We start from the raw sequence: 25,213 nt of genomic DNA, 5'->3' as shown, positions 1-25,213 counted from the left end.
AATATTCATTCAATTCTGCACCTAGCGTGATATAATATGAATAGACCTTTTATCACAAAAGGAGTGATGGAGATGAAAAACATGACTTTGTTTGGTAAAGTGAGCTTTTGGCTCGGCATCGTATGTCTAATCACGGGCATTTATCTATTTATGACCGGAGAAAGACTCATTCCTTTACTTACATTTGGTGTATGTTTTCTGCTTGTGAGTCATCTTTACCGCAAAAATGAAAACGATTCCAATCATCATTCGATGTAGCAAAAAGGCTGGCACATGTTTGCTAGCCTTTTCTTATTCAATGATTTTTAACCCGACCGCTGCTGATAAAATCAGTGCGATAAAGAAAATACGTTTTGCGTCTTTCGACTCACCATAAAACAGCATCCCAACAATCGCTCCTCCAGCTGCTCCGATTCCTGTCCAAATCGCATACGCCGTTCCCATCGGAATTGTATTCATCGCAAGAGACAGCATCAAAAAGGATAGCGAAAATCCAGCTGCTATGAAGAAAATCCATTTGACATGGCGATCTTTCTGGAATTGATTCATCATGGTGACACAAAGCATTTCTAAGATGCCTGCCCCAATGAGTAAAAGCCAGCTCACGATTCAGCCTCCCCTTTCTTTTCACCTGTGGTCAATTTGAGTCCTAATACACCGCTTAAAAGCACCATGATCAAAAGTATTTTTACTAGCTGTACCGGCTCACCCATGACCATCCCTACTATGACCGTACCGGCTGTTCCAAGTCCGGTGAAAACGGCGTAAAGTGTGCCAACTGGTAGTACAGTCGTGGCTTTCAGGAGTAAATAAAAGCTGACAACAATACAAACGATGGTTGCGCTCCATTCCAATATAGAGCCAGCATATTTCAACCCCATCACCCAGCCGACTTCAAATACGGCTGCAATCAAAACATTTCCCCATTTCATTCGATCTCTTCCTTTCTTACCGATTCCAAGCAATAAAAAAAGCCCGGAAATCGATCGTTTGATCAAATCTCCCGGGCTTTTATCCCTCCGTGTCCATACGGTCTATTGTCTAGACCCTATGTGTTTTCTCTCGGTCCAGACTGCGCTGCCCGCACGGAACCCTAGAAAACCAATTCATGATAATCAGATCTAGCGTAGAGCCGATTCTGTATGAAAAAGTGTATCACACCCTGATATGCCGGTCTACCACTTTGCTTTTTCCCTTCAAATATACTTGTTCATTTTTCGAAAGAAAGTGGATGAAAGCGAAGTATACTAAATGTTAGAAAGAGGAACGACCACATCACTGATATAATAAAACAAGAGGTGGATCAAATGATGATGACCGACGAACAAAAACACGAATTTTATCAAGCACTTGTTGATAAAAATCCGCAATATGACGGCACGTTTTTTGCTGGTATTAAAACAACCGGCATCTTCTGCCATGCCACGTGCACTGCTAGAAAACCAAAATATGAGAACTGCGAGTTTTTCTTTACAGCAGAGGAGGCGCTGCTTGCAGGGTATCGGCCGTGTAAGCGATGCACGCCTTTAACATATCCTAACAGCATTCCAGAAGAAGTCAAAACACTTGTATCAGCAGTTGAAGAGAGCCCTGAGAAACGGTGGAAAGAAGAAGATTTTCGCCAATTAGGGATTCACTCTGCAACAGCTCGGAGAAAATTCAAAGAAATCTATGGAATGACCTTTGTTCAATATGCTAGATCACGCCGAATGGGGCTAGCGTTTAAAGAGATTCTGAACGGAAAAAAAGTCATTGATCAGCAAGTCACCTTCGGTTATGAGTCTTCCAGTGCCTTCAATGATGCCTTTACGAAAATCATGGGAAATCCACCCAAAAAGGCGCAAGTCAATATTTTGCATGCGAATTTTATTTCTACTCCGATTGGGCGGATGATGAGCATTTCAGATGCAACCCATGTGTATTTGCTTGAATTTATGGACAGGCGAGGATTAGAAAGAGAAATTGAGAACATCAGAAAAAAACATCATGCCCGTCTTTTAGTTGGAGAAACAAACGTCCATCAGCAGTTAGCAAAGGAATTGGCCTTATATTTTGAAAAGAAACTCACGCAGTTTACTGTGCCACTTGCTATACATGGCACCCCTTTTCAGAAAAGGGTATGGGATCTTCTATTACAGATTCCGTCAGGCGAAACGAGATCGTATCGAGATCTTGCCATCATGCTTGGCGATCCCCATTTGGTTCGGGCAGTTGGAAATGCAAATGGTGCCAATCAGTTGGCCATCATCATTCCTTGTCACCGAGTCATTCAAACAAGCGGTGAACTTGGCGGATATGGCGGGGGAATCGAACGAAAGAAATATTTACTTCAGTTAGAACAGCGTCTATAAAAGAAAAAGCGGCTCTCCTTATGATTCAAGCGAGCCGCTTTTTCCGTCACGAGTAACACTGTAAACATCAATCATTTGATCCCATTTTGAAATGGTTTTTTCTTTTTTCATCCCCATTTTCATTGCGACCTTGACTGACGCTTCATTGTCAGGGCGAATTAAGCTGACCATTCGCCTCACCTTCATTTCGTCAAAACCATACGCAAGACAGCCTTTTGCAGCCTCAACAGCATATCCTTTTCCCCATGCCGATCTCTTTAGCATATAGCCAATTTCAAGCTCTGTTTGTCCTTCGACGTTTTGGAGAACAATTCCGCTTTGACCAAGTGGTTCCTTCGTTTCTTTTTCTTCAATGATCCACAGGGATGTATGAAATGTGCGGTCATTCTTTTGATTCCAAGCAATCCACTCTTTTGTCTGCTTTTCATCCTTTAGTGAAGGATAATACTTCATGACCTCTTCATCTTGGAACAGCTTTTCATATAAAAAAGGCGCATCGTCTTCATCCATTGTTCTCAGTCTGAGGCGCTCTGTTTCAAGCACGATCCGTGTTTGATGTGTCATTTGTTATCCCCCCTGCTTACTTGCTAAAAATATCTCCGAACAACCCATTTGAATCTGGGGCAAAGTAATGGAACCCCGCACCCGTTAAACTAGCAGCTAATGCGGTCCACATGATTAAACTGACCGTCATCCACACAGTGACTTGTTTTCTTTTCGTACCGAAGCTCATACACATAAAAGCCGCTAAATGACTGCCAATAATAAAAGGACCGATAAGTGCCAAACCAGGGAGACCGTACCGTTCCCAAACCTTTCTGGCTTTCAGCTGTTTTTTCTCTCCTTTTTCATCATGTTTCTCCTCTTTCTTCTTCAGCCACCACGCTTTAAATCGGTCCACGAAGACGATGAGTAGCAAGACGGTAAGAAAGTTGCCGACGAATCCAATAACTGCCGTTGTCACAGGATGCAGACCACTTAAAATCCCCAGCGGAACGACACCAACCACTTCAAAGAAAGGTAAAGCAGCCAATATAAAAACGAGTACATACCCCCATACAATATCCAATCACAGAACCCCTTTTCATTTTTGTCCTCTTCTCATTGTAAAGAAAAATGTGATCCCATATCTACATTTTTTTAGAAAAAGAAAAGCACATCGCAAGTGATGTGCTCTATCTACATTAAATGTTCATTTTTCTTGTTTGTTTTCTGTAAAAAAGCGATTGTGAGCAAGACTAAAATCACAATGGATACCAGACTTGTGAAAAGAAGCATCAGAGGTGATGTCCATCCAAGCCATTCGAATAGGAGCTGCGGCCCAAAGAAGATCACCGGAATGAGCGACACCATATTGGCTTTTAAAATGGCATTCAATAAGACAATACACAGCAGCAACAGAAGAATGACGCCCCATCTTTGGCTCGAGGTCAGCACAAGTAAAGGAGTACCAAGTTTTTGGTCCAATAATTTCACTGTGATCAAGGCTGTCATCTGAAAAACACCTAATATCCAAAAGTAAAAGAATGCCCTCCTGCTTGTTTGAAAGGCAGAAGCTCTAAACATCACAATGGTCATGATCACATTGGCCACTATGATTAGCGGATAACCAATGAGTGCATACCAAGAATACGATAAACTTTGACTGATGGCATCTGCTAACATCATGTAAAAAAGAGATCCAATTAAAAAAGCACTGACAAACGGAACCCAGTCTTTATGATTTCTAGAAAGCTCTTTCGCTAGCTCATCAGCAAAGCCCCGTGGATCTCCGCCAAATACATCTTCCCCTGTTTTCCCATCTTTCTCAGCTTCGACAGCGTGTGTCGTTAATTCATCCATCACTTCGTCGATCTCGTCCTGATTTTTCCCTTTTGATATGAGATAGAGTTGCAGCTCTAATAAGATGTGTCTCGTTTCTTTTGTTACCATCTTCTCACTTCCCTTTATGTAATAATCGCTCTACATTCCCTGACAGCTCATTCCATCGCATAGTAAAATCCGTCAGCGCTTCTTCGCCTCTTTGTGTGAGCGTATAGTATTTCCTTTTCGGTCCACTCGCCGATGCTTTTGTGGACGTATGAACCAGTTGTTCTTTTTGCATGCGCAGCAAGATCGGATAAATACTACCTTCACTAATTTGATCAAACCCATAGTGCGCAAGCTTCTTTGTCATTTCATAGCCATAAATTTCACCTTCAGAAATAATCGACAGCAGGCATCCTTCTAAAATTCCTTTTAGCATTTGTGTTGATTGTGTCATCATCGATCCTCCGCTTTCAGTACCTTGCATGACAAGATAGTTTGATCTTACCACACACTATCTTGCCATGCAAGATACCGACTCAGAAAAAAATCACCGCTTAAAGGGTGATTTTTACGCCCAAGGCTTATCCGTCCCAAGTGCGTCAGCCAAAGCTTTACTATGCTTCCGGCGGCTTTTTCTTTCCTCTGCCCGCTGCTTCGCTGTTTGATGAAGCATGATTTCTTCCTCTGTTTCCGGCATGACTTGTGGAACTCGTTTTGGCTTCCCGTTTTCATCAAGCGAGACAAAAGTAAGAAATGAAGTTGCTGCGAGTCTGCGCTCTCCAGACATCAAGTTTTCCTTAATGACTTTGACGAATACTTCCATAGAAGATGTACCGACCCATGTCACATAAGATTCTAAGCAGACGGACTCTTTCTGTCCAATCGGCTCTAAAAAATCAACTGAATCCATTGATGCGGTGACTGTTTCACTACGGCTGTGTCTTGCTGCCGAGATGGAAGCAATGTCATCTATATAACTCATTAATTTCCCACCAAATAACGTTTGGTGGTTATTCGTATCGAGGGGGAATACCCTGCTGGTTTTCACAACTTTCGATTCCTTGCAGTATTTGAAATTTTCTTCACTCATCGTCATAGCTCCTTCTTGCTGTTTTCGTTGATGCGGAACGACTTTTATTAAACACTATTCTATTAGGTTTGTCTAAACTTTTTGCTTTAGTCTCTCATGAGAGATTTTCTTTCGGAAATGTTTCAACATTTACTAGAAGGAGGAATAATATAATTATCGATAAACAAGGAGGCCCTTTGATGGATTCTATGAAATCAGAGAAAGTGTATAAAACGCCGCAATGTATGAGTGAATATGATGATTTACAAGAAGTCCTCTTATGCAGTCCAATTTATATGGAAATTAAACAGATCATCAATGAAACCCAAAAGCATTTTGCAAGAGAAAATATTTCTCAAATCAAAGCCCTCACGCAGCATAAGCAATTCATCCAAACGCTGAAAAACCATCATGTCCGGCCTGTCCTTCTTCCTGCAAATGAACGTTTCCCTGAACAAGTCTTCACTCGGGATATTGGATTTACAATTGGACAGACTTTATTTGTTTCAAACATGGCAGCCCCTGTCAGACAAGGAGAAGAACATTCCTTAAAAGAATGGGGACAGACAAAAGGATGGACAACCATCACGCTGGATGATGGAACGATTGAAGGCGGCGATGTGCTTGTAGACCAAACCCGGGTATTTGTGGGGATCAGCAAAAGAACAAATCTAGCCGCCATCCAGCAACTCAAAAAAGAACTGCCGAATCACGACATCATTCCTATTCATCTTCCTTCTCACATTTTGCATCTTGATTGTGTGATGAATATTCTTTCTCATCATGAGATCTTGATTTACCCTGAAGCTTTTACGGAAAAGGATCTTCATATGCTCAAAAAGCATTATGATCTCATTGAAATAAGTGAGCAAGAGCAGTTCACACTTGGACCAAATGTGTTGTCCATTGGACAGAAAAAAGTCATCAGCTTACCAATCAACCAAGAAACAAATGCTGCATTAACAGCCAGCGGCTACACCGTCATTGAAGTAGATTTTTCAGAAATCATTAAATCCGGCGGCTCTTTTAGATGCTGTACATTACCTATTAGGCGTTCATAAAAGCCAAAAAGCCAGCTTGTCTACTCGCTGGCTTTTTAAATGCTTACCTTCTTCCCTCTATCTATTTCCTATCATATAAATGACAAGCCACTTCATGCCCTTCTTCGACTGCTTGTAATACTGGCTTTTTGTCCGCACATACATCCATTGCAGCAGGACATCTTGTCCGAAATACGCAGCCGCTTGGCGGATTCACTGGACTTGGAATTTCTCCCTTTAAAATAAACCGCTTGCGTTTATCTTCCACATCAGGATCTGGAATCGGGATAGCAGACAGCAATGCTTGTGTATATGGATGAAGTGGTGTTTTATATAAAGCATCACTGCTGGTCATCTCCACGAGATGTCCTAAGTACATGACACCGATTCGATCGCTAATATATTTGACCATCGATAAATCATGGGCAATAAATAAAAACGTCAATCCCTCTTCTTTTTGCAGTTTTTTCAGCAAATTCACGACTTGAGCTTGAACGGATACATCTAGTGCAGAAATCGGCTCATCTGCCACGATAAACTTTGGCGATAAGGCGAGTGCTCTAGCAATCCCTATTCTTTGCCTCTGACCTCCGCTGAATTCGTGAGGATAGCGTGTAGCAAAATCATGACTTAGCCCCACCGCTTCAAGCAGTTCCTTCACACGCTCGAGTCTTTTTTTTTGACTGCCATACAATTGGTGGATCTCCATCGGTTCTAGCATAATATCTTTTACAGAGAGCCTAGGATTTAAAGAAGAATACGGATCTTGAAACACCATTTGAATTTGCCTATTGAAATCAAATGATTCTCGGTTCGATAAGTGATGGAGACTTTTCCCTTCATACAAAGCTTCACCTTCTGTCGGGTCATAAAGCCGCATGAGCACTTTTCCAAGTGTAGATTTACCGCAGCCTGACTCACCAACAAGACCAAAGGTTTCGCCTTGTTTCAGCTGAAAGGTGACACCATCTAATGCTTTTAACGTTCTTCCTTTCGATAGATGAAAATGCTTTTTTAAGTTGTTGACTTGCAGAAGTGGTTCACTTCCCATCACATCTCCCCCTCTCAGCTTTCAAATATCGCCTTGTTCCTGCCCATTCCTGTTCATATGAAGTACCAGAAAGAGAAAGAAGTTCAATCTGTCTGCCCGTTTTAGGTGAGTGAAGCATCATGCCATCTCCAGCATACATCCCTACATGGCGAACTGCTCCCTTCCCATTGTCATTGGCAAAAAACATGAGATCACCTGGCGCCAAATGGTTTGATGCGACTGGGGTTCCTTGAACTGCTTGGTCACTTGCGTCTCTCGGTAATAAACATCCACACGCTTTGTACATACTGTAAACAAAACCCGAACAGTCGTAGCCATAGCTGCTCATGCCGCCCCACAAATATGACAGTCCAATAAATTGTTTTCCTATAGCTAAGGCATCCTTACCGCTCATAGAAGAAGGTGATGAAGCACGGCGCACATCTTCTTTTTTGATTTCTCTTCTTCCTACTGGAGTTAGAACATCAAAGGAATCGCTCATTTCTTCAACAAGTGCTAGTTCTGTTAAAAAACTAACCTCCATATCCGGTGTTCCGTTTTGATATAAAACCGCTTTTTTCTGACAAACAATCAAGGGACTAGCAGGTGGTTCACTCTCTGATACTTCATTTAATTGCTCTACAGGGATATAACCTGGGTAGCCTTGCGGGTGTTTCCGGCTTGCCTGCTGCGGGATGACAACTTTCATCCAGCCATCTGTTTCCTCCAGCCCAATGACTCGTTCGCCAAGCAGTACTTGGGTTTGAATAAGATTTTCTTCACATAAGGCCAATTTCTGTTCATATGTTTGCTCATCAATCCATTCTTTGATCTGGACGGAACTTTGAAGAACGTGTCGATCTATTTCTCTCGGCGACTGCGGTGCTGTCCATATATTTGCGACTGGAACCTTTGATTCATATAACATCATAAGACCCCTTTCACTCTTTGAATGCCTAACCCATGATGCGGCGGAAAGAGAATATCTTTTCCTTGATAGATAATTCCTCCGTCTATTAAGTCCTCTTTGAGCATAAGCGGCGCATCAAAATCGTAACGGGTAATATTCGGTTGGCTTGCAGCAAGATGAGCGGCTGCGGTAATCCCTAGTTTTGATTCGATCATACTGCCAACCATGCACTTGACGCCGTATGCTTCTGCTAAACTATTGATTTTCAGCGCTTTTTTGATACCGCCTGTTTTCATTAATTTTAAGTTGATGAGATCACAGCTTCTCGTTTCTAACACCTTGATGGCATCATGGAGGCTAAAAATACTTTCATCTGCCATAATCAATGTGTCTGTTGCTTCCGTCACCCGGCGCAGACCCTCGATGTCTTCTTTAGGCACTGGCTGCTCGACTAGTTCAATATCGAGTGCCTCCATTTTTCGAATGGCGACAATCGCTTCCTTCCATGTCCAGCCTTGGTTGGCGTCAAGCCTGATTTGAATATCCGGCCCGACTTTTTCTCGAATCCGTTTGATCCGCTGAATATCCGTATCTATATCATCTTTTCCCACTTTGATCTTTAAGGTACGAAAGCCTTCAGCTGCATATTGCTTCGCATCCTCTGCCATTTCTAGCGGACGGTTGACACTAACCGTGTAATCCGTTTCCAGCTGATTACGATAACCACCAAGATATTGATAAAGCGGCAGGCCAGCCTGCTTCGCTAAACCATCGTAAATCGCCATATCTATTGCAGCCTTTGCACTCGTGTTGCCTACAAGTACACGGTCGATCGCTGAAAAGATTTGTTCATATTGTGACAATGAGGCCCCAATCAAGATCGGCCTCATCACAGCGCAAATAGCATAGTCGATGCTTTCCAGTGTTTCACCTGTAATGACCGATGTCGGCACTGCCTCTCCATAGCTGACATCACCTTGATCATAGGTGATGATCACAATAAGAGATGCGGCGTCATACACCGTTCTTAATGCTGTTTTGAAAGGCTTCTTTAGCGGTACATTCGTTCTGCATGTGCGAACATCTACGATTTTCATTTGATCGCCTCTTTCGCTGCAACACCTGGGGAAATATGCAGTTTTTTCCCTGTAGCATCTAATGTAGCCTGCACGCCGATTGGAATGGCGAAGTTTGGAGATGAATGACCGATCCGAAAACCGCCAAGTGCAGGTTTCTGTTGCGGGACAATATACGTCTCCCATAACTGATCCAGCGTTAACGACTGCTCTTTCTTTTTCGGCTCACATTGATGAAAATCACCAATGATAAATCCCGCCGCATCATGTAATTTTCCTGCAGATACTAAGTGCTGCATCATTCGATCGATTTTATATGGTTCTTCGTCAATATCTTCTATTAATAAAAGCTTCCCCTTTGTATCAATTTCAAAAGGTGTACCAAGTGTCGTGACGATAAGGGCAAGATTTCCTCCGGTGATTTCGCCTGAAGCCGTGCCATGATAAAAAGTGTGAAGAGGTGACAGGTGGTTCGTATACGAAAAGGCTTTTGGAGTGAATAGCTGTAAAAAGGTATCCTTTGTATACGGATGAACCTCTTCAAGTCCCACATCAGAGGAGAGCATTGGACCATGAAAGGTGACAAGACCCGTCTGCTGCTGAATGGCTGTATGTAAAAATGTAATATCACTGTATCCCCAAAAGATTTTTGGGTTCCGGCGAATCAAGTCATAATCAATGGCTTCTGCAATTCTTCCTGTTCCGTATCCTCCGCAAGCACAAATCACTGCCTTCACATCTGGATCTTGAAACATGTGATGAATATCTTCCACTCGTTCATGATCATGAGCTGCTAAATAACCATACCGGGAGTTGATATACTTCCCCTTTTTCACCTTTAGCCCTAAGCTTTCTAAAAAAGAAATACCTCTTGCTAATTTCAGCTCATCAGGCGGGCTTGCTGGTGCAATGATTCCCACTGTATCTCCTGTTTGAAGTGCCGCTGGCAGATGGTTCATGCCAATCCCCTCTTTCTCTTCGTTTCTTTCAATCTATGGGCATCTTCTTCATAACATGAACAAATAAAGGAACAGACGCTTTTTTCAAAGCGTCCCGTTCTCTCAGTTTTTCATTTACTCTCCATCTACCTGTGCCCATTTCAAATCAATGTAACCAACAGGATGACGGACAATGCCCTTTACGCCTTCTTTTTGTAAATAGACTTGGTTATAAAAATGAATGGGAATAATGGGTGCTTCTTCCATCAGAAGTGCCTCGGCATCATGCAGCATACGATTTCTCTTTTGTTCATCTGCTTCTTGACTCGCCTTTTTGATCAGCTGATCATACGTATCATTTGACCAACCTGTCCGGTTCATCGCATTTCCTGTTTGGAAGCTCTCTAAGAAATTGATTGGGTCTGCATAGTCAGCTAGAAATGAACTTTGCGAGAATTGGAATTTGAGTGCCTTTTGATCTTCTGCAAACACATTTGCTTCCATGTTTGCAAGCTTCACGTCTACCCCTAGCGCTTCTTTTAATTGCTGCTGAATGGCTTCTGCTTTTTTCTTATTTTCAGGCTTTGTACTATATGTTAATGTGACGGGCGGCAGCTTTGAATAGTTCTCTTCCTTCAACCCTTTTTCTAATAGTTTTACAGCTTCACTCGTATCATGTTTGACAAGGTCGCCGCCAGCTTCTCTGAAATCTTCACCCTTTGAATCTAAAATTCCTGGTGAAACGAAGGCACGTGCTGGCTTCTCTTCATTTTTCGTCACATACTCTACAATATCCTGAGGATTGATCGCCATTTGAAAGGCTTTGCGAATGTTCTTATTTTGAAAAGGCTCCATGTTGACATTTAGACGATAAAAAAACAGCCCTGCTTGATCCTCAATTTGCACATCTTTGCTTTTTAACAGGTCTTCACTTTGTTCTGCCGGAACGAAGGCCGTATCTAAATCTCCTGATTGATACATTTGGTAATCTGTGTTTCGATCACTGATCATGAGCCATTTCACTTGATCTAGCTTGACCGTTTGTTTGTCCCAATACGTGTCACTTTTTTCCATTGTAAAGCTTTCATCATGCTTCCACTCTGTCAGCTTAAACGGTCCATTGCCGACAAAGGTTTTCGCATCCTTGGCCCAGTTCGGGTCCTTTTCCGCTACCTTCTCATTCACTGGGAAAAAGGCAGGGTTTGCCGTCATATTTAAGAAAGATTTTTGCGGGTATGCTAGCTTGACCTCTAGCGTTTGATCATTAACAGCCTTGACTTTTACATCTTCTTTCTTCCCTTTTCCGCTGTTAAACGCTTCGCCCCCTTCAATCATATAAGCTAAGAATGCCGCAGAAGAGCCCGTCTTTGGATCTAGCAGCCGCTTCCACGCATATTCAAAGTCACTTGCTTTGACTGGATCACCATTTGACCACTTAATCCCATCCCTTAAATGGAACGTGTACGTTTTTCCGTCCTTTGAGATGTCCCATTTTTCCGCCATGGCAGCAGATGGTTCGTGCTTCTCATTCAGTCTCGTTAATCCTTCCATTAAGTTATTGAGCCCTTGCCAGGACACATTATTAAAACCAATGGGTGGATCAAATGATGTCGGTTCGTTTTCGTTATTTAATGTTAAAACTTTCTCTTCACCCTTGCTTGAAGATCCTTTGCCTGCTTGCTCATTGGCTGTACATCCTGCAAGCAGCATCACTGTGATAAAGCACATACTGAGAATCCAACCTGTTTTTCTCATGAAAAACTCCCCCTTTGTGTTGAAGATAAAACCGTTTGCTTCGCTCGTTCATCTTGAAGCCAGCAATGTACTGCATGTGTAGGTGAACGCTGCGTTTCATGCGGCATAATATGATCACACACTTTCATCGCAGACGGACATCGATCGGTATATGGACAACCTTTTGGCGGAGCAAATAAATCTGGCGGGCTTCCTTCAATAGGAATGAGTTCATCTTTCATATCCAGCCTTGGAACGGATTGCAGCAGCCCTTTTGTATAGGGATGCTGTGGACTGTAAAAGATATCTCGCCTTGTCCCAACTTCAACGATTTTTCCCCCGTACATGACAGCCACTCGATCAGCGACTTGTGCTACGACCCCTAGGTCATGTGTGATTAAAATAATCGTCACGCCTGTTTTTTTCTGAATCTCTTTAAATAGTTCTAAAATCTGCGCCTGTATGGTGACATCTAGTGCAGTTGTCGGTTCATCTGCAATCAGCACCTTCGGCTCACAAATAAGAGCCATTGCAATCATGAGCCGCTGCCTCATGCCACCGCTGAATTGATGCGGATATTGCTTCAGCCTCTCTTTCGGCTGCGGAATCCCCACCAAATCAAGCATACGAAGCGCCTCTTCTTTCACTTCTTTTTTTGTCAGCTTCTGATGCACTTTTGCAGCCTCCATCAGCTGATCTCCAATTGTCAGCGTCGGGTTGAGTGCCGTCATAGGATCTTGAAAAATCATGGAGATATCGACACCACGTATGCTGCGCATGTCTTTTTCAGATAATGACAGCAAGTTGCGATCACGAAACCAAATTTCCCCTTGATCGACTTGTGCGCTGTATGCAGGGAGAAGCCGCATGATACTTTGAGACGTCACACTTTTTCCGCAGCCTGATTCTCCGACAATGGCGAGGGTTTCTTTTTCATACACATCCACATTCACCCCGCGTACCGCTTGAACAGAACCGCCATATGTCCGAAAGCTAACATGCAGATCGATAATCCGAAGCATTTTTTTCATCACGCCATCACCTCTTCATCTTCGGATCAAGCGCATCTTGCAAGCCATCACCTAAATTATTAAAGCAAAACATCGTCAGCGAAATAAAAAATGCCGGAAAGAATAAACGCCACCAGTGACCATTATCTGACAGCACTGTCGGCAAGGCATCATTGGCCATCACACCCCAGCTTGCAAACGGCGCTTGAATCCCTAAACCAAGAAAACTTAAGAACGCTTCAGCAAATATCGCTGTTGGTACAGTTAGCGTCATCTGCACAATAATCGGTCCCATCGTATTCGGCAGTAAATTTCTGCGGATGATGCGCAAACTTTTTGCGCCAAAGGTTTTCGAGGCAAGGACATATTCTTGGCTTTTCAGCTGAAGGACTTGACCTCTCACGATTCTTGCCATCCCAATCCATCCTGTGACAGTGAGCGCCACAATAATAGTGACAAGCCCAGGCCCCATCAGAACCATCAATAAAATGACGACGAGTAAATACGGCAGACCGTAAAGAACCTCGACGATCCGCATCATGACATGGTCATACTTCCCGCCTTTATAGCCTGCAATACCGCCATAGATGACACCGATTGCAAAATCAATGAGAGCGGCCATCACGCCCACAAATAATGAAATGCGTGCGCCGTACCAAGTACGTGTAAACACATCACGTCCAAGTTCATCTGTTCCAAACCAGTGAGCAGCTGACGGTGGCAAGTTTTGCATGGAAAGCCGCTGTTCTGTCACACTATTCGGTGCAAGGAGTGGGCCTAATACAGCCATGACGAAAAGAAAAATCAGCACCGATAAACTAAACATAGCGAGTTTATTTTGTTTTAACCGTCGCCAAGTATCTGCCCAATACGAAAGTGAGGGTCTTTTAATGGCATGGACTTCAGATGTCTTTTGTTCTTTAGGAGCAAACCATTCATCTGGCACTTCATGCGCTTGATTCGTTTGATCATGCTGAAGATGTATACTCATGCCTTTCCTCCTTTCTGATGCAGCTGGATCCTTGGATCAAGCAGACGATATGTCACATCTACAATGAAAAGAAGGGTAATTAAGATGATGCTGTAAAAAACAGTGGTTCCCATGATGACAGGATAGTCACGATTATTAATACTCTCAACAAAATATTTTCCCATTCCAGGGATCGCAAATATTTTTTCAATCACAAAACTGCCTGTTAAAATACTTGCGACAAGTGTGCCAAGGATCGTGACAACAGGTAAAAGTGCATTCCGCAGGGCATGTTTAAACACAATTTTATAAGGGGAAAGTCCTTTCGCTTTTGCAGTTCGAATATAGTCCTGCGACAGCACTTCTATCATGCTCGATCTCGTTAACCGGGCAATGATAGCCATTGGACCTACCGCCAGTGCAATGGTAGGAAGCACCATATGCATTGGACTTGTCCACATCGCTGTAGGAAAGAGCTTTACATTCACAGCAAGCTGCTGAATTAATAAGGTAGCAAAGATAAAGTTTGGTATGGATATACCGAAAACAGCAATCGTCATGGCGATATAATCAATCAAGCCATTATGCCGGAGGGCAGCCATGATTCCGAGCAAGATGCCGGAGATGACAGCAATCAAAATAGAGATAAGACCAAGTTCTAATGAGACTGGAAAACCTCTCGCCAATAAATCATTGACACTTTCAGAAGGCTTTTTAATGGAAGGACCAAAATCAAAAGTAACGATGGATTTTAAATAGATCATATATTGAACATAGAGTGGTTCGTCTAAGTGATAGTAGCTTTCGAGGTTTCGCTGGACAGTTTCGTTTGTATTTCGTTCTTCATTGAAGGGCGATCCTGGGATGACCTTCATTAAAATAAACGTTAACGTCGTAATCGTTAAAATCGTGGCAATCATCGCAATCAAACGCTTGAGCAAAAAGCTGGTCATCTGCCGTCTCCCCCTCGCTTAACAAAATGTTGTACGTGCGGCAAGCTCTGTCATGACAAGCATCGCTTGGTAGGCCTCTAATATATTCTCTGCTTGATACGTCACCGTTGTTGTCCCATCAATAATGGCAGTACCAGGCATTAAATTCGCCCATTCAGCTTGTCCATAATTGGCAAACTCAATCTTCAGCAGCGGCTGATCAGGTGGCGTCAGCGGCTTGATGTGATGAATCTCTTTCATTGCGACTTCCACTTGCTGAGAGATTAGTTGGTTGACTTTGGCAGGAGTAAGACATTTCACAGCAGATCTTGAAATGGTTTCTTTCACCGCCACTGTTTTCACGCCAGGCATTAACTTTTCTGCTTCAAGTGCCGCTTGATCGTCTCCGCATACAAGAATGACTGGAACACCATAATAGCCTGCGACATACGCATTAAAGCCCATTTCACCAACTGGATGATCATTTATGTAAAAATGTCTGACACCAAAAATCATACTGTGAGACATCACACCTTTCATTGATGCCCTCGCATGGTAGCCTAAAAAAACAGCGGCATCATACGTTTGATCTAATCCTTGAACCATTGAATAAGGCTTTACATCCCCTGATATGAGAGATGCTTCCTCATGCAAATCTTCAATCAACAGATTATTCATTTTAGAATGGCTATCATTCACTAAAATATCGGTCGCCCCATGTGTAAGAAGAGCTTCTACACAGGCGTTCACTTCACCTGTCATGATTTTTCTCCCGCGCTCATAATTGTGCTGGCGGCTATCAACAAATGTATGATCAGCTAGACCAGTAATTCCCTCCATATCGACTGATACATAGAGCTTCATCCCCATCCCCCTTTAATTAAACTTAAAATTTGTGTATATTTTTCTAAATTTTCTAAAAAATTATATGAGAACTTGATTGATTTTTCAATACAATGTCTGAAAATAAGGAAATTAGACTCAGGTAATACAGGTCAAAAGCATTGATGCGAAAGGATTTATTTTACAGAAAAAACACCACTAGCTATGTCTTTAGTGGTGTTTGTCTGCTTCATCGATTTGCGATTTTAGCTGCGCATATTTTTTCATCGTTTGTGTAAACAAGTCATCGAACATTTGCGGTGCCTGCTGCTGGATGACTGCAGCGCCTTCTCCTGTAATCCCGCCTTTTGTTGCGACCCTATTCACCGTTTCAGCAAATGTCAGTCCGCGTTCAACAAGAACTTGTCCTGTACCGAGCAGCGCATATGTTAAAAATTCATAGGCTTCTTCTAAAGAAAGCTCACTATTCCGAACAGCGGCTCTCGCCATTTCTTCAAAGATTGCTGCAATAAAGCCCGGAGAAGAGCTTGTCAAATTACTCGCCGCATCAAACCGGTCCTCTTCTACTTCCCTGACGATACTAAAAGCTGAAAGCAGGCGGTGGAGTCGTTCTTGTGCCTCCTGTCCAGTGGTTTCACCATGCGCCACAAGGGATACACCCGTCCCTACGGCTGATGTCAAAGTGGGAATGTATCTAGAAACCGGCTGATTCGTATGTTGCATTAATTTGTCTAACGTGACAGCCGCTGCCACTGATACGATATGAAGAGATGTCTTTGCGGGGCTCAGCTGATCTAAGACATCAAGTACAGCAAGCGGTGGTACACAAACAAACACGACATCACATGATGCAGAGATGTCATCTAAAGAGCAAATGTTGACATGCTGGTTCTTCTCTTTCAGCTGTTGCAGCCGCTCCGTTTCACTTCTTGTATGGATCATAAACTGACTGGCATGAAGTACTCCTTTGTCCAGCCATTTTTGTACCATCATATCTGCCATGCTTCCATATCCAATGATTCCAATAGTCTCCACAGTTTAATCTCCTCTATTTTGCTTAGATTCACTACTTATTTTAACAATTTCCCACAATGTTTTCATTTTTATCCCACACTTTTTTCTTACGATAAAGTCAGTATCCACCACATACGGTCAATCACCTTAAACACATACATGTAAAAATCGATGAAAGAGAGTGATCTTGATGACACATCACAAAGATGAAAAACACACTTCTTATGAATTACAAACCATTGAACAGCCGAAAAAAAAGCAGAAGAAGCCAAGTGGCTGGCTGAAGCCATTTGTCAGCGGGATTGTAGGAGGTACGTTAGCGTTAGGTGTTTACGTTCTAACTCCATATGCTCAGCATTCAGAAAATAGTTCAACTGATTCGTCAACGAAAACAGCCGCTGTATCGACAAATGATACAAGTACAAATTCGTCAAAAACAACAGCGTCACAAACATCGAATTCGACCAGCAGTATTTCAAATATGGTCGAAAACGTATCACCAGCCATCGTCGGCATTACAAACTATCAAACACAAAGTCAAACAACCACAGATTTTGGTGATATGAACACACCTTTTGATGGATCACAGCAAAATCAAAACAGCAGCAGTCAAGAACAAGAAAGCGGTACCGGATCAGGGGTTATTTTCAAAAAATCCGGTAGTAAAGCCTATGTATTAACAAACAACCATGTGATTGAAGGAGCAAATAAATTAACAGTCTCCTTGCATAATGGCAAGACGGTAGCAGGAAAAGTGGTTGGTTCTGACCCGCTGACTGATCTTGCTGTCGTGGAAATTAGCAGCAGCGGCGTTACAAAAGTCGCTGAACTTGGAGACTCCTCATCCCTTCGTTCAGGAGAAACCGTCATCGCAATCGGAAACCCGCTTGGTGAAGATTTATCAAGAACAGTGACACAAGGAATTGTCAGCGGTGTGGATCGAACAGTTTCTATGGATACATCAGCTGGCGAAAGCAGTATTAATGTCATTCAAACAGATGCCGCCATTAACCCCGGTAACAGCGGCGGACCGCTTTTAACAACAGACGGAAAGGTTGTGGGGATCACCAGTATGAAAATTTCTGAAACAGGTGTGGAAGGTATTGGGTTTGCGCTCCCAATCAATGATGTCAAACCAATTGCAGAGCAGCTTCTCACAAAAGGAAAAATCGAACGACCTTATATCGGTATCAGCATGCTGGATCTCGAACAAGTACCAGATGCTTATCAGAAGGAAACGCTTGGACTGACAAGCAGTCAGCTGGATAAAGGCGTGTACGTAAAAGAAATCGCTGCTGGCTCACCTGCTGCAAAAGCTGGATTAAAGGCAGAGGATGTCATCACCGCCATCAATGGCAAAAAAGTGACAACCGGCAGTGAATTACGCCACGAGCTTTACACGAATGCAAAAGTAGGAGATACCATCAGCATCACACTCGTTCGTAATGGAAAAGAAGAAACAAAACAAGTGACATTAACACAATCTGAATCAAAGCAAGTCAGCTCTTAACGAAAAAAGCAGCTCATAAAAATTGAGCTGCTTTTTTCATGTTCACTTGATTGGGACCAATCTTTGTTCAATTTCTGCTCGTTTGTGCTCTAAAAATGGTGGAAGTGCTAATTGATCACCAAGTTCATCCACGCTTTCATCCACTGTAAATCCAGGACCGTCTGTTGAGATTTCAAACAAAATGCCGTTTGGCTCTCTAAAATATAGGGCTTTAAAATAAAAACGTTCTACAACACCAGAGTTAGTGAAACCGGCTTTGGCTATTTTATCATGCCATTTTTCAAGCTCTTCTGCGTCCGCTACACGAAAGGCTACGTGATGAACACTCCCTCTGCCAGATCGCTCAGCAGGTCCTTCTGCTTTTTCAATGACATGAATCTCTGTTCCAGCTCCGCCTTGTCCTGATTCAAAAATCGTCACGATTTCCCCATCATTTGATTGTTCACGTGCTTTTTCTGTGAAACCAAGGATGCTCGTTAACACACTGATCGTTTTATCTGCTTCTGCGACTGTTAATTCTACTGGTCCCAAACCTCTGATCGCAAAATCAGCAGGAATCTCATCATGCACTGGTGGCTTCGCTCCATCTTGCACGTTTGGTTCTACAGTCAAAAACAGCTGCTGTCCTTCTGGATCTGTAAATTTCAAGGCAGGTCTGCCGCCTCTTAAAGAAGCTGTTTCTTTCTTTACACCTTTTTCTTCAAAGCGCTTTTCCCAAAATGTGAGTGCCTCTTCTGAAGTGACAATCAAACCTGTGCGTGAGATCGCATTTGTTCCGTCCAACCGGCGGGCGAGCATCGGTATTTCAAAAAACGTCAGCTCTGTACCAGGTGAGGCGACCTCATCTCCATAAAATAGATGATACATCGATGGATCATCTTGATTGACTGTTTTTTTCACCAGTTTTAAGCCAAGGATTTGGCGGTAGAAATCAACGTTTTTCTGAGCATTTGCTGTTAGTGCTGATACGTGGTGAATCCCATTTATTTTCATTGTGTTCACTCCTATTATAAAATATCTCGAATTCAAGATAATATCCTTATGAATAAAATAGGTCATTTTAGAAGAAAAGTCAACCATTCGGCTGCATCTTTATTGGACGTTCGGCTTTCGCCTATTAAATTAACATTAAATCAAAAATAATCTTCTATTGTTCGCTTTTAAGATAACATTCATCCTAATATCTCCAATAAATGAACACTTTTAAATACAAATACGAAAATCAGAAAATTTTTTTAATTCTTGTTTTCCTAAAATCGTATTACAATGAACAAAATACATGTCACAGTAACGTACGAAAGTGATGCAGGAGGTCGTGTGTAATGAACAAAGAACAACCAGCGTTAAAACAAGACATCGGCTTATTTTTTGCCCTATCTCTTGTCATCGGAACAATTATTGGATCTGGCGTTTTTATGAAGCCTGGCAACGTCCTTTCTTATTCAGGAAGCTCAGGCATCGCCTTATTCGCATGGCTGTTAGGCGGGATCTTAACCCTTGCAGGCGGACTCACAGTCGCTGAAATTGGTACACAAATCCCACGTACTGGCGGTTTATATGCCTATCTTGAAGAAATATACGGTGAATTTTGGGGCTACTTATGTGGCTGGGTGCAAATTATTATTTACGGGCCAGCGATTATTGGTGCTCTTGGTCTTTATTTTGGTTCATTATTAGCTAATTTATTTTCTCTTTCTTCTTTATGGGCTACAACGATTGGCATTATCACCGTTCTTTTTTTATGTGTGATCAACATCATGGGAACGAAATACGGTGGTTTTGTCCAAGGACTGACCACGATCGGAAAGCTTGTTCCAATTGCAGCAATTATTGTGTTTGGCTTATGGAAAGGAAATGAACATATTTTCACAGCCGTCAATGAGAGTATCGCACAAATGAACTTCGGTGCAGCAATTTTGGCGACGTTATTCGCCTATGATGGCTGGATTTTGCTTGCAGCGCTTGGCGGTGAAATGAAAAATCCAGAGAAACTGCTTCCTCGTGCGATGGCAGGCGGTATTTTAATTGTCACAGCATGTTATCTCTTTATTAACATCGCCCTTTTGCATGTGTTACCAGCTGATCAAATCGTTCAACTAGGTGAAAATGCAACAAGCACAGCTGCTACAATGCTCTTTGGTCCAATTGGCGGTAAAATTATTAGTATCGGAATCATCATTAGTATCTTTGGCTGTTTGAATGGAAAGGTTCTTTCGTTCCCGCGTGTCATTTTTGCGATGGCAGAACGAAAACAAATTCCGTTTGCCAAAGCCATTTCACGCATTCATCCTACTTTTCAAACACCTTGGATCGCTGTATTTGTACAGATTTTGATTGCCATTGTGTTTATGATCGTCAGTAATCCCGAGAAGCTGTCAGAAGTTTCGATTTTCATGATTTACATCTTTTATGTGATGGCCTTTTTCGCTGTCTTTAAGCTAAGAAAACAAAACTTGGGAATGAAGCGCGCTTATAGCGTACCACTTTACCCGCTCACACCGATCATTGCGATTATCGGCTCTTTCTTTGTCTTAATCAGCACCATGATCACCGATTGGCAAAGCTGCCTGATCTCCATGCTGATCGGCATTGCTGGACTGCCGATTTATTACTACATGAAAAAAACACAAAATAAAGCAGAGCGCTAAGACAGCCTCTGCTTTATTTTTTATATTGCTTAATGACCTTATAAGATTCGTTTAAATATCTCATCAGCCGGTATGGCTTACTTAAAACCCGGATGGGGAGTCTTGAAATGAATCCATTCAGATTCGCCTTATACTCCTGCGTCATCCGCTTCGGCTTTGTGGCAATTTTTTCATATACTTCTTTGTAAAATTCCTTCATGATGTCGACTTGCACACTGATCTTCTGATGACACTCTGTACACTCAACGCTTTTCATCTGATCATTCACATAAACGATGCTGTGGAGGGTCTCTTCTTGGCACCGAGTACAGTGTAGGTTTGCTTCCATTTCGGTTTTCTTCAAGATACACAGCTCCTTTCTCGTTTGATGTTGCTCTTTTTATACAATACGATGGCTGTCAGCTGTTTATTGGACAGATGCTTCCTTTAAAATAGCTGCCGCAGTCAATTCATCGGTGACGAGCACCTGAATAAAGCCACCGTTTAAGGCTCCTAAAATACTTTCAGCCTTATGGGTTCCTTCCACAACTGCGATGACTTTTTTCACGCTCTTTAATTGTTCTAACGATAATCCAATCACCTTTTGGTTCAGCTCATCTTGGACTGGTTTCCCTTCCCCGTCAAAGAAACGAAAACCAATATCACCAACAGCTCCTGATTGCCTTAAACCAGACAAATCCTCTTCTTTTAAATAACCGACTGTTTTCAATGTAGAGCCTTTATGCGGATTCCCAATACCGATCAGGGCAATATCAACATTTCTGCCTTCTTCAAGCACAGCTTCTATGTCCTGCATCGCCATCAGCCGCTCTTTTAATTCTTCTGTTTCTAAAATCGCAGGTGCATATAAATAGGAGCACGTACCATTCATCTTCTTTGCCAGCTCATATGCCAGCTGATTCGCGTGAATGTCGACCGCCTGCCTGCCCATTCCGCCCTCTAAAGGAATGACTTTGACATCGTTTCTTCGCTCAAATGGATATTCCTTCACTAGCTCGGCAAGTGTGGTTCCCCATGAAATACCGATTTTCTCAGCGCCTTTCATGTTTTTAGAAAGATAATAGGCGCCCGCTTGACCGACTGCCCGTTTGACCATCTCAGACATTGTCCCGACACTTGGGACAACGACAGCATCCGTTAATTGAAAGGTCGTTTCCAGCTGCTTTTCAAGTTCCACTGTATGAATACTTTCGTCTTTAATGTACACTTCAACGATTCCCACATCTTTTGCTTTTTGTAAGAGCTTTGAAATGACTGGTCTTGAGACATTGAGCTTTTTTGCAATCTCCTGCTGCGTCCACCCGTCTGTATAATAAAGATGAGCAACCTTGACGAGCTGTCGTCTTTCTTCCCAATTCAGCATGTGACATCATCCTTTTAATATACTATGATTACCAGTATACCAAACATTCGTTTCTAATTGGAACAATTGTTATGAAAATAAAAAAAGAGCGATTAACTCTCCGCTCTTTTTCCCTCGCTATATTTAGGCTGATACGTTCTCCCGCCATCTAATAAGAGTATCTGTCCGTGCAAATAGCTTCCCTCGTCACTTGCGAGAAATAAAGTGACTCCAGCAATATCTTCTGGTTTTCCTAATCTCCCGATAGGAATAAGTGATCGAAGCTGACTTTTCTCAAGCTCAGTCGGATAGAGCGTATCAAGCATCTGAGATTCAATGACGCGCGGTGCAATGACATTGATGCGGACGTGATGGGAACCCAATTCCTTTACAAGCGAACGCATGAGACCAAATGCCCCGGCTTTTGACGCGTAATACTGGATGCCGCCGCCAGAGCCTGTTATCGCAGATCCTGATCCAATAATGACAACGCTGCCTTCTTTCCGCTCACATAGATAGGGTGCTAATGCTTTGATGCAGTAGAAAAGACCATATAGATTCACAGCCAGTGTCTTTTTCCAAAGTGAAAAATCAACCTCTAAAAAAGGAAGGGATTTCGTCATTCCTGCTGAATAGACAAGATGCCCAATGCCACCCAGCTCTTTTTCAGCTGCTGACGCCATTTGCTGAACACTTTCCCACGATGAAACGTCAGCTTGGAACGTCAGCAGCTGAGGATGCTGTTGTTTTAAAAGCGAAAGTCCCTGTTCATCTATATCTGACACAGCTACACGATGCCCTTCTTTTAAAAAACGCTGAGCAATTTCTTTGCCGATGCCTTGGGCGCCACCTACGATGAGAACTGGTTTTTGTTGATTAGCCAGCGCTCTCACCCCCATCGAGCATAATCGCTGCTCCATCTGTAAATGCACCGTACGACGTACTTAAGAAAACCGTCATATGAGCCACCGTCTCCTTGATTTGCTCTTTGTCAGGAAGCAAATGGAGAGGCGGCGGAAGTAGTGCCAATACCCGGATGCCTTTGTCTTTAAATTCGCGCGCTAATCCTTTTGTCATGGCATTCAACATACTATTTGATGTAGCATGTGAGATCCCGCCATCACCTGTTATGCTGCCTGATGAGGAAATATTAATGATGCAGCCCTGCTTCTGATCCACCATATGCCACACAGCGGCTTGACTGGAAAGAAAGACTGTATTTACGGATCTTTCCACTTCATCGACCCATATCTCAGGACTTACGTCATCAATCTCCTCATCTGCTTTTTGCTCGGCTTGATTGACTAAAATATCAAGCTTGCCGCATGTATCGATGACTTGTCTTAGCATAAGCGTAGCATCACGCGGTGTCTCAAGCGGATTGATGACAACAGTCGATTGGCCGCCTAATTTTTCAATGTCTTCGCTTATCGACTTTGCTTTTGATTCATCACGAAAAGCGTGTATGAAAACATGTGCACCTGCCTGGGCCAAAGCTAGGCAGATGGCTTCTCCAAATCCATCTGTGCTATCTGTCACAAGTGCCACTTTCTGATGAAGCTGGACGTGCACACGGATCTCCTCCCTATCCCTTGTTTGGCATTTATTTTCTCAGCTTACTCACAATATCAAGAGCTGCTTCATAAAAGCCTTCTGAGATGGTTGGATGCGGGTGAATCATTTTGGCCATCTCTTCCGCTGTTCCTTCTAAATACATAAATGAGGAAGCCTCTGATATCATCTCCGTTACATGCGGACCAACCATTGTAGCGCCAATGACTTCACCATATACGGTATCGTACACGAGTTTAATAAAACCGGTTTGAACACCTGCTGCCAACGCTTTTCCGCTTGCAGCTAAATCAAATCGCTCTGCCCGCACGTTTAGCCCTTTGGCTTTTGCCTCTTTCTCTGTCAGTCCCACACTCGCTACTTCTGGCAATGTATAAATACATCTAGGAACGATGTCGTGATTCATTTTTTCAGGCTCGCCGCATATATTGCTGACCGCAACGGCTGCCTCTGCCATCGCCGCATGAGCGAGCTGATAGCCGCCGGCTACATCTCCAATTGCATATACACCTTCAACACTTGTCTTCATCTCGTCGTTTACTTTAATAAAAGGACCATCCAGCTGAAGATCAAGCTGACTGACAGCAGAGACATTTGGTCTTCTTCCGACGCAAACTAGCAGTCTTTCAGCCGTAAAGATGTGCGTCTCTCCTTTATCGTCTGTCGCATGAATCGCTTTGACTCCTTCACTTTCTGTTACCTCTGTCACCGTCGTTTTCTTTGCGATATGGATGCCTTTTTTCTTCAATTCTTTTTCTAGTAATTTCGACGCTTCTTCATCTTCCTGCGGAATAATCGACGGAGCGGCTTCTATAATGGTGACTTTTGATTGGAGACTCTGGAAGATGCATGCCAGCTCAAGACCAATTACACCCCCGCCAATAATGACGACAGATGCAGGAATATCTGGGATGTCAAAGATCGTATCACTTGTGTCAAATTGAATCTCTTTGAGCCCTGGAATAGGCGGAATAGCAGGTGATGAGCCAGTGGCAATGATCAGCTCTTTTGTTTCAATCGTTTCTGATCCATCTTGTTTTTCAATGTCAATGCGATTTTTTGTCACAGCTGTGCCTCTGCCGTTATATACATCAATCTTTCCTTGCTTTAATAAAAAGGCGATTCCGCCCCTGAGTTTTTCGATGACATCATCTTTACGTTTTCTCATTTTATCGAAGGAAAGAACCATCTCACCTGTTTCGATTCCCCAGCTTTTTGCTTTCTCAATGGATTCAATGACTTCTGCATGTTTGAGCAGTGTCTTTGAAGGGATACAGCCTCGATTTAAACAAGTCCCCCCTAGAAAATCCTCTTCAATCAATGCAACTTTGTGTCCACGTTCAGCGGCTTGAAGGGCGGCAGTGTATCCGCCAGGCCCTCCGCCAATGACTGTCAGATCATACGTTTTTGTCATC

General features: G+C 42.8%; 28 protein-coding genes and 1 riboswitch. Of the genes, 5 read left to right on the top strand and 23 right to left on the bottom strand.

The window, feature by feature from the left end:
• Positions 1-72: 72 nt before the first annotated feature.
• Positions 73-258, top strand: a complete 186-nt coding sequence (locus MKY11_RS06245) for a hypothetical protein (protein WP_212361544.1) — start codon at positions 73-75, stop codon at positions 256-258.
• A gap of 33 nt (positions 259-291) precedes the next feature.
• Here MKY11_RS06245 and MKY11_RS06240 read toward each other — a convergent pair whose 3' ends face one another.
• Together MKY11_RS06240 and MKY11_RS06235 are read right to left on the bottom strand one after the other, a co-directional pair.
• Positions 292-606 carry a multidrug efflux SMR transporter gene (locus tag MKY11_RS06240; protein WP_017367096.1) on the bottom strand — a complete coding sequence of 105 codons (315 nt, stop codon included), beginning with the start codon at positions 604-606 and terminating at the stop codon, positions 292-294.
• Positions 603-932, bottom strand: a complete 330-nt coding sequence (locus tag MKY11_RS06235; protein ID WP_212361541.1) for a multidrug efflux SMR transporter — start codon at positions 930-932, stop codon at positions 603-605. The genes MKY11_RS06240 and MKY11_RS06235 overlap by 4 nt, the downstream gene beginning before the upstream one ends.
• Before the next feature lie 66 nt (positions 933-998).
• A riboswitch (guanidine-I (ykkC/yxkD leader) is annotated at positions 999-1,108 on the bottom strand.
• A 199-nt stretch (positions 1,109-1,307) separates the two neighbouring features.
• Between MKY11_RS06235 and MKY11_RS06230 the strand changes: the two genes are divergently transcribed.
• Positions 1,308-2,351: a trifunctional transcriptional activator/DNA repair protein Ada/methylated-DNA--[protein]-cysteine S-methyltransferase gene (locus tag MKY11_RS06230; protein WP_342501953.1), complete on the top strand. Its 1,044-nt coding sequence runs from the start codon at positions 1,308-1,310 to the stop codon at positions 2,349-2,351.
• Positions 2,352-2,369: 18 nt separating this feature from the next.
• On the opposite strand, the gene MKY11_RS06225 is transcribed toward MKY11_RS06230, so the two are convergent.
• The 5 genes from MKY11_RS06225 to MKY11_RS06205 all read right to left on the bottom strand — a co-directional run bounded on the left by MKY11_RS06225 (position 2,370) and on the right by MKY11_RS06205 (position 5,250).
• Complete coding sequence (locus MKY11_RS06225; RefSeq protein ID WP_041507405.1) at positions 2,370-2,915, bottom strand: GNAT family N-acetyltransferase; 546 nt, start codon at positions 2,913-2,915, stop codon at positions 2,370-2,372.
• A 16-nt stretch (positions 2,916-2,931) separates the two neighbouring features.
• Positions 2,932-3,420, bottom strand: coding sequence for a small multi-drug export protein (locus MKY11_RS06220; RefSeq protein ID WP_159145620.1), 489 nt, complete (start codon positions 3,418-3,420; stop codon positions 2,932-2,934).
• A 110-nt stretch (positions 3,421-3,530) separates the two neighbouring features.
• Entirely contained in the window at positions 3,531-4,283 is a 753-nt protein-coding gene (locus tag MKY11_RS06215) for a hypothetical protein (protein WP_142154844.1), read from the bottom strand.
• A 4-nt stretch (positions 4,284-4,287) separates the two neighbouring features.
• A complete protein-coding gene (locus MKY11_RS06210) occupies positions 4,288-4,614 on the bottom strand; it encodes a PadR family transcriptional regulator (RefSeq protein WP_017367090.1) in 327 nt (108 codons plus the stop codon).
• Between the two features lie 114 nt (positions 4,615-4,728).
• Positions 4,729-5,250, bottom strand: a complete 522-nt coding sequence (locus MKY11_RS06205; RefSeq protein ID WP_008346212.1) for an acyl-CoA thioesterase — start codon at positions 5,248-5,250, stop codon at positions 4,729-4,731.
• Between the two features lie 179 nt (positions 5,251-5,429).
• Between MKY11_RS06205 and MKY11_RS06200 the strand changes: the two genes are divergently transcribed.
• Entirely contained in the window at positions 5,430-6,290 is an 861-nt protein-coding gene (locus MKY11_RS06200; protein WP_274660231.1) for a dimethylarginine dimethylaminohydrolase family protein, read from the top strand.
• Between the two features lie 61 nt (positions 6,291-6,351).
• Here MKY11_RS06200 and MKY11_RS06195 read toward each other — a convergent pair whose 3' ends face one another.
• The 10 genes from MKY11_RS06195 to proG all read right to left on the bottom strand — a co-directional run bounded on the left by MKY11_RS06195 (position 6,352) and on the right by proG (position 16,747).
• Positions 6,352-7,320, bottom strand: a complete 969-nt coding sequence (locus tag MKY11_RS06195) for an oligopeptide/dipeptide ABC transporter ATP-binding protein (protein WP_008346217.1) — start codon at positions 7,318-7,320, stop codon at positions 6,352-6,354.
• Positions 7,310-8,227, bottom strand: a complete 918-nt coding sequence (locus MKY11_RS06190) for an NlpC/P60 family protein (protein ID WP_017359133.1) — start codon at positions 8,225-8,227, stop codon at positions 7,310-7,312. The genes MKY11_RS06195 and MKY11_RS06190 overlap by 11 nt, the downstream gene beginning before the upstream one ends.
• Complete coding sequence (locus tag MKY11_RS06185; RefSeq protein WP_342501952.1) at positions 8,227-9,306, bottom strand: dipeptide epimerase; 1,080 nt, start codon at positions 9,304-9,306, stop codon at positions 8,227-8,229. Before MKY11_RS06185 ends, MKY11_RS06190 begins: the two co-directional genes overlap by 1 nt.
• Positions 9,303-10,244, bottom strand: a complete 942-nt coding sequence (locus MKY11_RS06180) for an LD-carboxypeptidase (RefSeq protein WP_342501951.1) — start codon at positions 10,242-10,244, stop codon at positions 9,303-9,305. The genes MKY11_RS06185 and MKY11_RS06180 overlap by 4 nt, the downstream gene beginning before the upstream one ends.
• Before the next feature lie 114 nt (positions 10,245-10,358).
• Positions 10,359-11,978, bottom strand: coding sequence for a peptide ABC transporter substrate-binding protein (locus MKY11_RS06175; protein ID WP_072367664.1), 1,620 nt, complete (start codon positions 11,976-11,978; stop codon positions 10,359-10,361).
• Positions 11,975-12,988 (bottom strand): ABC transporter ATP-binding protein, encoded by a 1,014-nt coding sequence (locus MKY11_RS06170; protein ID WP_007498841.1) that lies wholly within the window; start codon positions 12,986-12,988, stop codon positions 11,975-11,977. The genes MKY11_RS06175 and MKY11_RS06170 overlap by 4 nt, the downstream gene beginning before the upstream one ends.
• A gap of 7 nt (positions 12,989-12,995) precedes the next feature.
• Complete coding sequence (locus MKY11_RS06165; protein ID WP_024719611.1) at positions 12,996-13,958, bottom strand: ABC transporter permease; 963 nt, start codon at positions 13,956-13,958, stop codon at positions 12,996-12,998.
• On the bottom strand, positions 13,955-14,890 hold the full coding sequence (locus MKY11_RS06160) for an ABC transporter permease (protein ID WP_048001639.1): 936 nt from the start codon (positions 14,888-14,890) through the stop codon (positions 13,955-13,957). The genes MKY11_RS06165 and MKY11_RS06160 overlap by 4 nt, the downstream gene beginning before the upstream one ends.
• 18 nt (positions 14,891-14,908) lie before the next feature.
• A complete protein-coding gene (locus MKY11_RS06155) occupies positions 14,909-15,733 on the bottom strand; it encodes a M55 family metallopeptidase (protein WP_274660228.1) in 825 nt (274 codons plus the stop codon).
• 189 nt (positions 15,734-15,922) lie between these two features.
• Positions 15,923-16,747, bottom strand: a complete 825-nt coding sequence (gene proG, locus MKY11_RS06150; RefSeq protein ID WP_048001641.1) for a pyrroline-5-carboxylate reductase ProG — start codon at positions 16,745-16,747, stop codon at positions 15,923-15,925.
• Between the two features lie 169 nt (positions 16,748-16,916).
• On the opposite strand from proG, the gene MKY11_RS06145 reads away from it, so the two are divergent.
• Positions 16,917-18,236, top strand: coding sequence for a trypsin-like peptidase domain-containing protein (locus MKY11_RS06145; RefSeq protein ID WP_326241586.1), 1,320 nt, complete (start codon positions 16,917-16,919; stop codon positions 18,234-18,236).
• A 42-nt stretch (positions 18,237-18,278) separates the two neighbouring features.
• Here the strand turns inward: MKY11_RS06145 and MKY11_RS06140 are convergent, their stop codons facing one another.
• Entirely contained in the window at positions 18,279-19,229 is a 951-nt protein-coding gene (locus MKY11_RS06140; RefSeq protein WP_096881317.1) for a ring-cleaving dioxygenase, read from the bottom strand.
• 329 nt (positions 19,230-19,558) lie between these two features.
• On the opposite strand from MKY11_RS06140, the gene MKY11_RS06135 reads away from it, so the two are divergent.
• Entirely contained in the window at positions 19,559-20,884 is a 1,326-nt protein-coding gene (locus MKY11_RS06135) for an amino acid permease (protein ID WP_342501950.1), read from the top strand.
• Positions 20,885-20,897: 13 nt separating this feature from the next.
• On the opposite strand, the gene MKY11_RS06130 is transcribed toward MKY11_RS06135, so the two are convergent.
• From MKY11_RS06130 to lpdA, 5 genes are all read right to left on the bottom strand, one after another.
• Positions 20,898-21,227 (bottom strand): hypothetical protein, encoded by a 330-nt coding sequence (locus MKY11_RS06130; RefSeq protein ID WP_008358910.1) that lies wholly within the window; start codon positions 21,225-21,227, stop codon positions 20,898-20,900.
• Between the two features lie 63 nt (positions 21,228-21,290).
• Positions 21,291-22,247, bottom strand: coding sequence for a sugar-binding transcriptional regulator (locus tag MKY11_RS06125; RefSeq protein ID WP_007498849.1), 957 nt, complete (start codon positions 22,245-22,247; stop codon positions 21,291-21,293).
• A gap of 92 nt (positions 22,248-22,339) precedes the next feature.
• Positions 22,340-23,125, bottom strand: coding sequence for an SDR family oxidoreductase (locus MKY11_RS06120; RefSeq protein WP_072367659.1), 786 nt, complete (start codon positions 23,123-23,125; stop codon positions 22,340-22,342).
• Complete coding sequence (locus MKY11_RS06115; protein ID WP_024719603.1) at positions 23,103-23,798, bottom strand: SDR family NAD(P)-dependent oxidoreductase; 696 nt, start codon at positions 23,796-23,798, stop codon at positions 23,103-23,105. The genes MKY11_RS06120 and MKY11_RS06115 overlap by 23 nt, the downstream gene beginning before the upstream one ends.
• A gap of 31 nt (positions 23,799-23,829) precedes the next feature.
• Positions 23,830-25,212 (bottom strand): dihydrolipoyl dehydrogenase, encoded by a 1,383-nt coding sequence (lpdA, locus tag MKY11_RS06110; protein ID WP_096881316.1) that lies wholly within the window; start codon positions 25,210-25,212, stop codon positions 23,830-23,832.
• Position 25,213: the final 1 nt, after the last annotated feature.

The sequence above is a fragment of the Bacillus sp. FSL W7-1085 genome, from assembly GCF_038595035.1.
Classification (GTDB): Bacteria; Bacillota; Bacilli; order Bacillales; family Bacillaceae; genus Bacillus; species Bacillus altitudinis.
The sequence above is the reverse complement of the archived record's forward strand: the minus strand, read 5'-3'. Positions and strand labels throughout refer to the sequence as shown.

Excerpts from the sequence above, each read along its gene's own strand:
- MKY11_RS06120 (WP_072367659.1), bottom strand. The coding sequence starts at position 23,125 with ATGGGGGTGAGAGCGCTGGCTAATCAACAAAAACCAGTTCTCATCGTA.
- MKY11_RS06195 (WP_008346217.1), bottom strand. The coding sequence starts at position 7,320 with ATGGGAAGTGAACCACTTCTGCAAGTCAACAACTTAAAAAAGCATTTT.
- MKY11_RS06190 (WP_017359133.1), bottom strand. The coding sequence starts at position 8,227 with ATGTTATATGAATCAAAGGTTCCAGTCGCAAATATATGGACAGCACCG.
- MKY11_RS06230 (WP_342501953.1), top strand. The coding sequence starts at position 1,308 with ATGATGATGACCGACGAACAAAAACACGAATTTTATCAAGCACTTGTT.
- MKY11_RS06170 (WP_007498841.1), bottom strand. The coding sequence starts at position 12,988 with ATGAAAAAAATGCTTCGGATTATCGATCTGCATGTTAGCTTTCGGACA.
- MKY11_RS06225 (WP_041507405.1), bottom strand. The coding sequence starts at position 2,915 with ATGACACATCAAACACGGATCGTGCTTGAAACAGAGCGCCTCAGACTG.
- MKY11_RS06205 (WP_008346212.1), bottom strand. The coding sequence starts at position 5,250 with ATGAGTGAAGAAAATTTCAAATACTGCAAGGAATCGAAAGTTGTGAAA.
- MKY11_RS06200 (WP_274660231.1), top strand. The coding sequence starts at position 5,430 with ATGGATTCTATGAAATCAGAGAAAGTGTATAAAACGCCGCAATGTATG.
- MKY11_RS06140 (WP_096881317.1), bottom strand. The coding sequence starts at position 19,229 with ATGAAAATAAATGGGATTCACCACGTATCAGCACTAACAGCAAATGCT.
- MKY11_RS06210 (WP_017367090.1), bottom strand. The coding sequence starts at position 4,614 with ATGACACAATCAACACAAATGCTAAAAGGAATTTTAGAAGGATGCCTG.
- MKY11_RS06160 (WP_048001639.1), bottom strand. The coding sequence starts at position 14,890 with ATGACCAGCTTTTTGCTCAAGCGTTTGATTGCGATGATTGCCACGATT.
- MKY11_RS06245 (WP_212361544.1), top strand. The coding sequence starts at position 73 with ATGAAAAACATGACTTTGTTTGGTAAAGTGAGCTTTTGGCTCGGCATC.
- MKY11_RS06165 (WP_024719611.1), bottom strand. The coding sequence starts at position 13,958 with ATGAGTATACATCTTCAGCATGATCAAACGAATCAAGCGCATGAAGTG.
- MKY11_RS06185 (WP_342501952.1), bottom strand. The coding sequence starts at position 9,306 with ATGAAAATCGTAGATGTTCGCACATGCAGAACGAATGTACCGCTAAAG.
- MKY11_RS06155 (WP_274660228.1), bottom strand. The coding sequence starts at position 15,733 with ATGAAGCTCTATGTATCAGTCGATATGGAGGGAATTACTGGTCTAGCT.
- MKY11_RS06215 (WP_142154844.1), bottom strand. The coding sequence starts at position 4,283 with ATGGTAACAAAAGAAACGAGACACATCTTATTAGAGCTGCAACTCTAT.
- MKY11_RS06180 (WP_342501951.1), bottom strand. The coding sequence starts at position 10,244 with ATGAACCATCTGCCAGCGGCACTTCAAACAGGAGATACAGTGGGAATC.
- MKY11_RS06145 (WP_326241586.1), top strand. The coding sequence starts at position 16,917 with ATGACACATCACAAAGATGAAAAACACACTTCTTATGAATTACAAACC.
- MKY11_RS06135 (WP_342501950.1), top strand. The coding sequence starts at position 19,559 with ATGAACAAAGAACAACCAGCGTTAAAACAAGACATCGGCTTATTTTTT.
- MKY11_RS06175 (WP_072367664.1), bottom strand. The coding sequence starts at position 11,978 with ATGAGAAAAACAGGTTGGATTCTCAGTATGTGCTTTATCACAGTGATG.
- MKY11_RS06235 (WP_212361541.1), bottom strand. The coding sequence starts at position 932 with ATGAAATGGGGAAATGTTTTGATTGCAGCCGTATTTGAAGTCGGCTGG.
- lpdA (WP_096881316.1), bottom strand. The coding sequence starts at position 25,212 with ATGACAAAAACGTATGATCTGACAGTCATTGGCGGAGGGCCTGGCGGA.
- MKY11_RS06125 (WP_007498849.1), bottom strand. The coding sequence starts at position 22,247 with ATGCTGAATTGGGAAGAAAGACGACAGCTCGTCAAGGTTGCTCATCTT.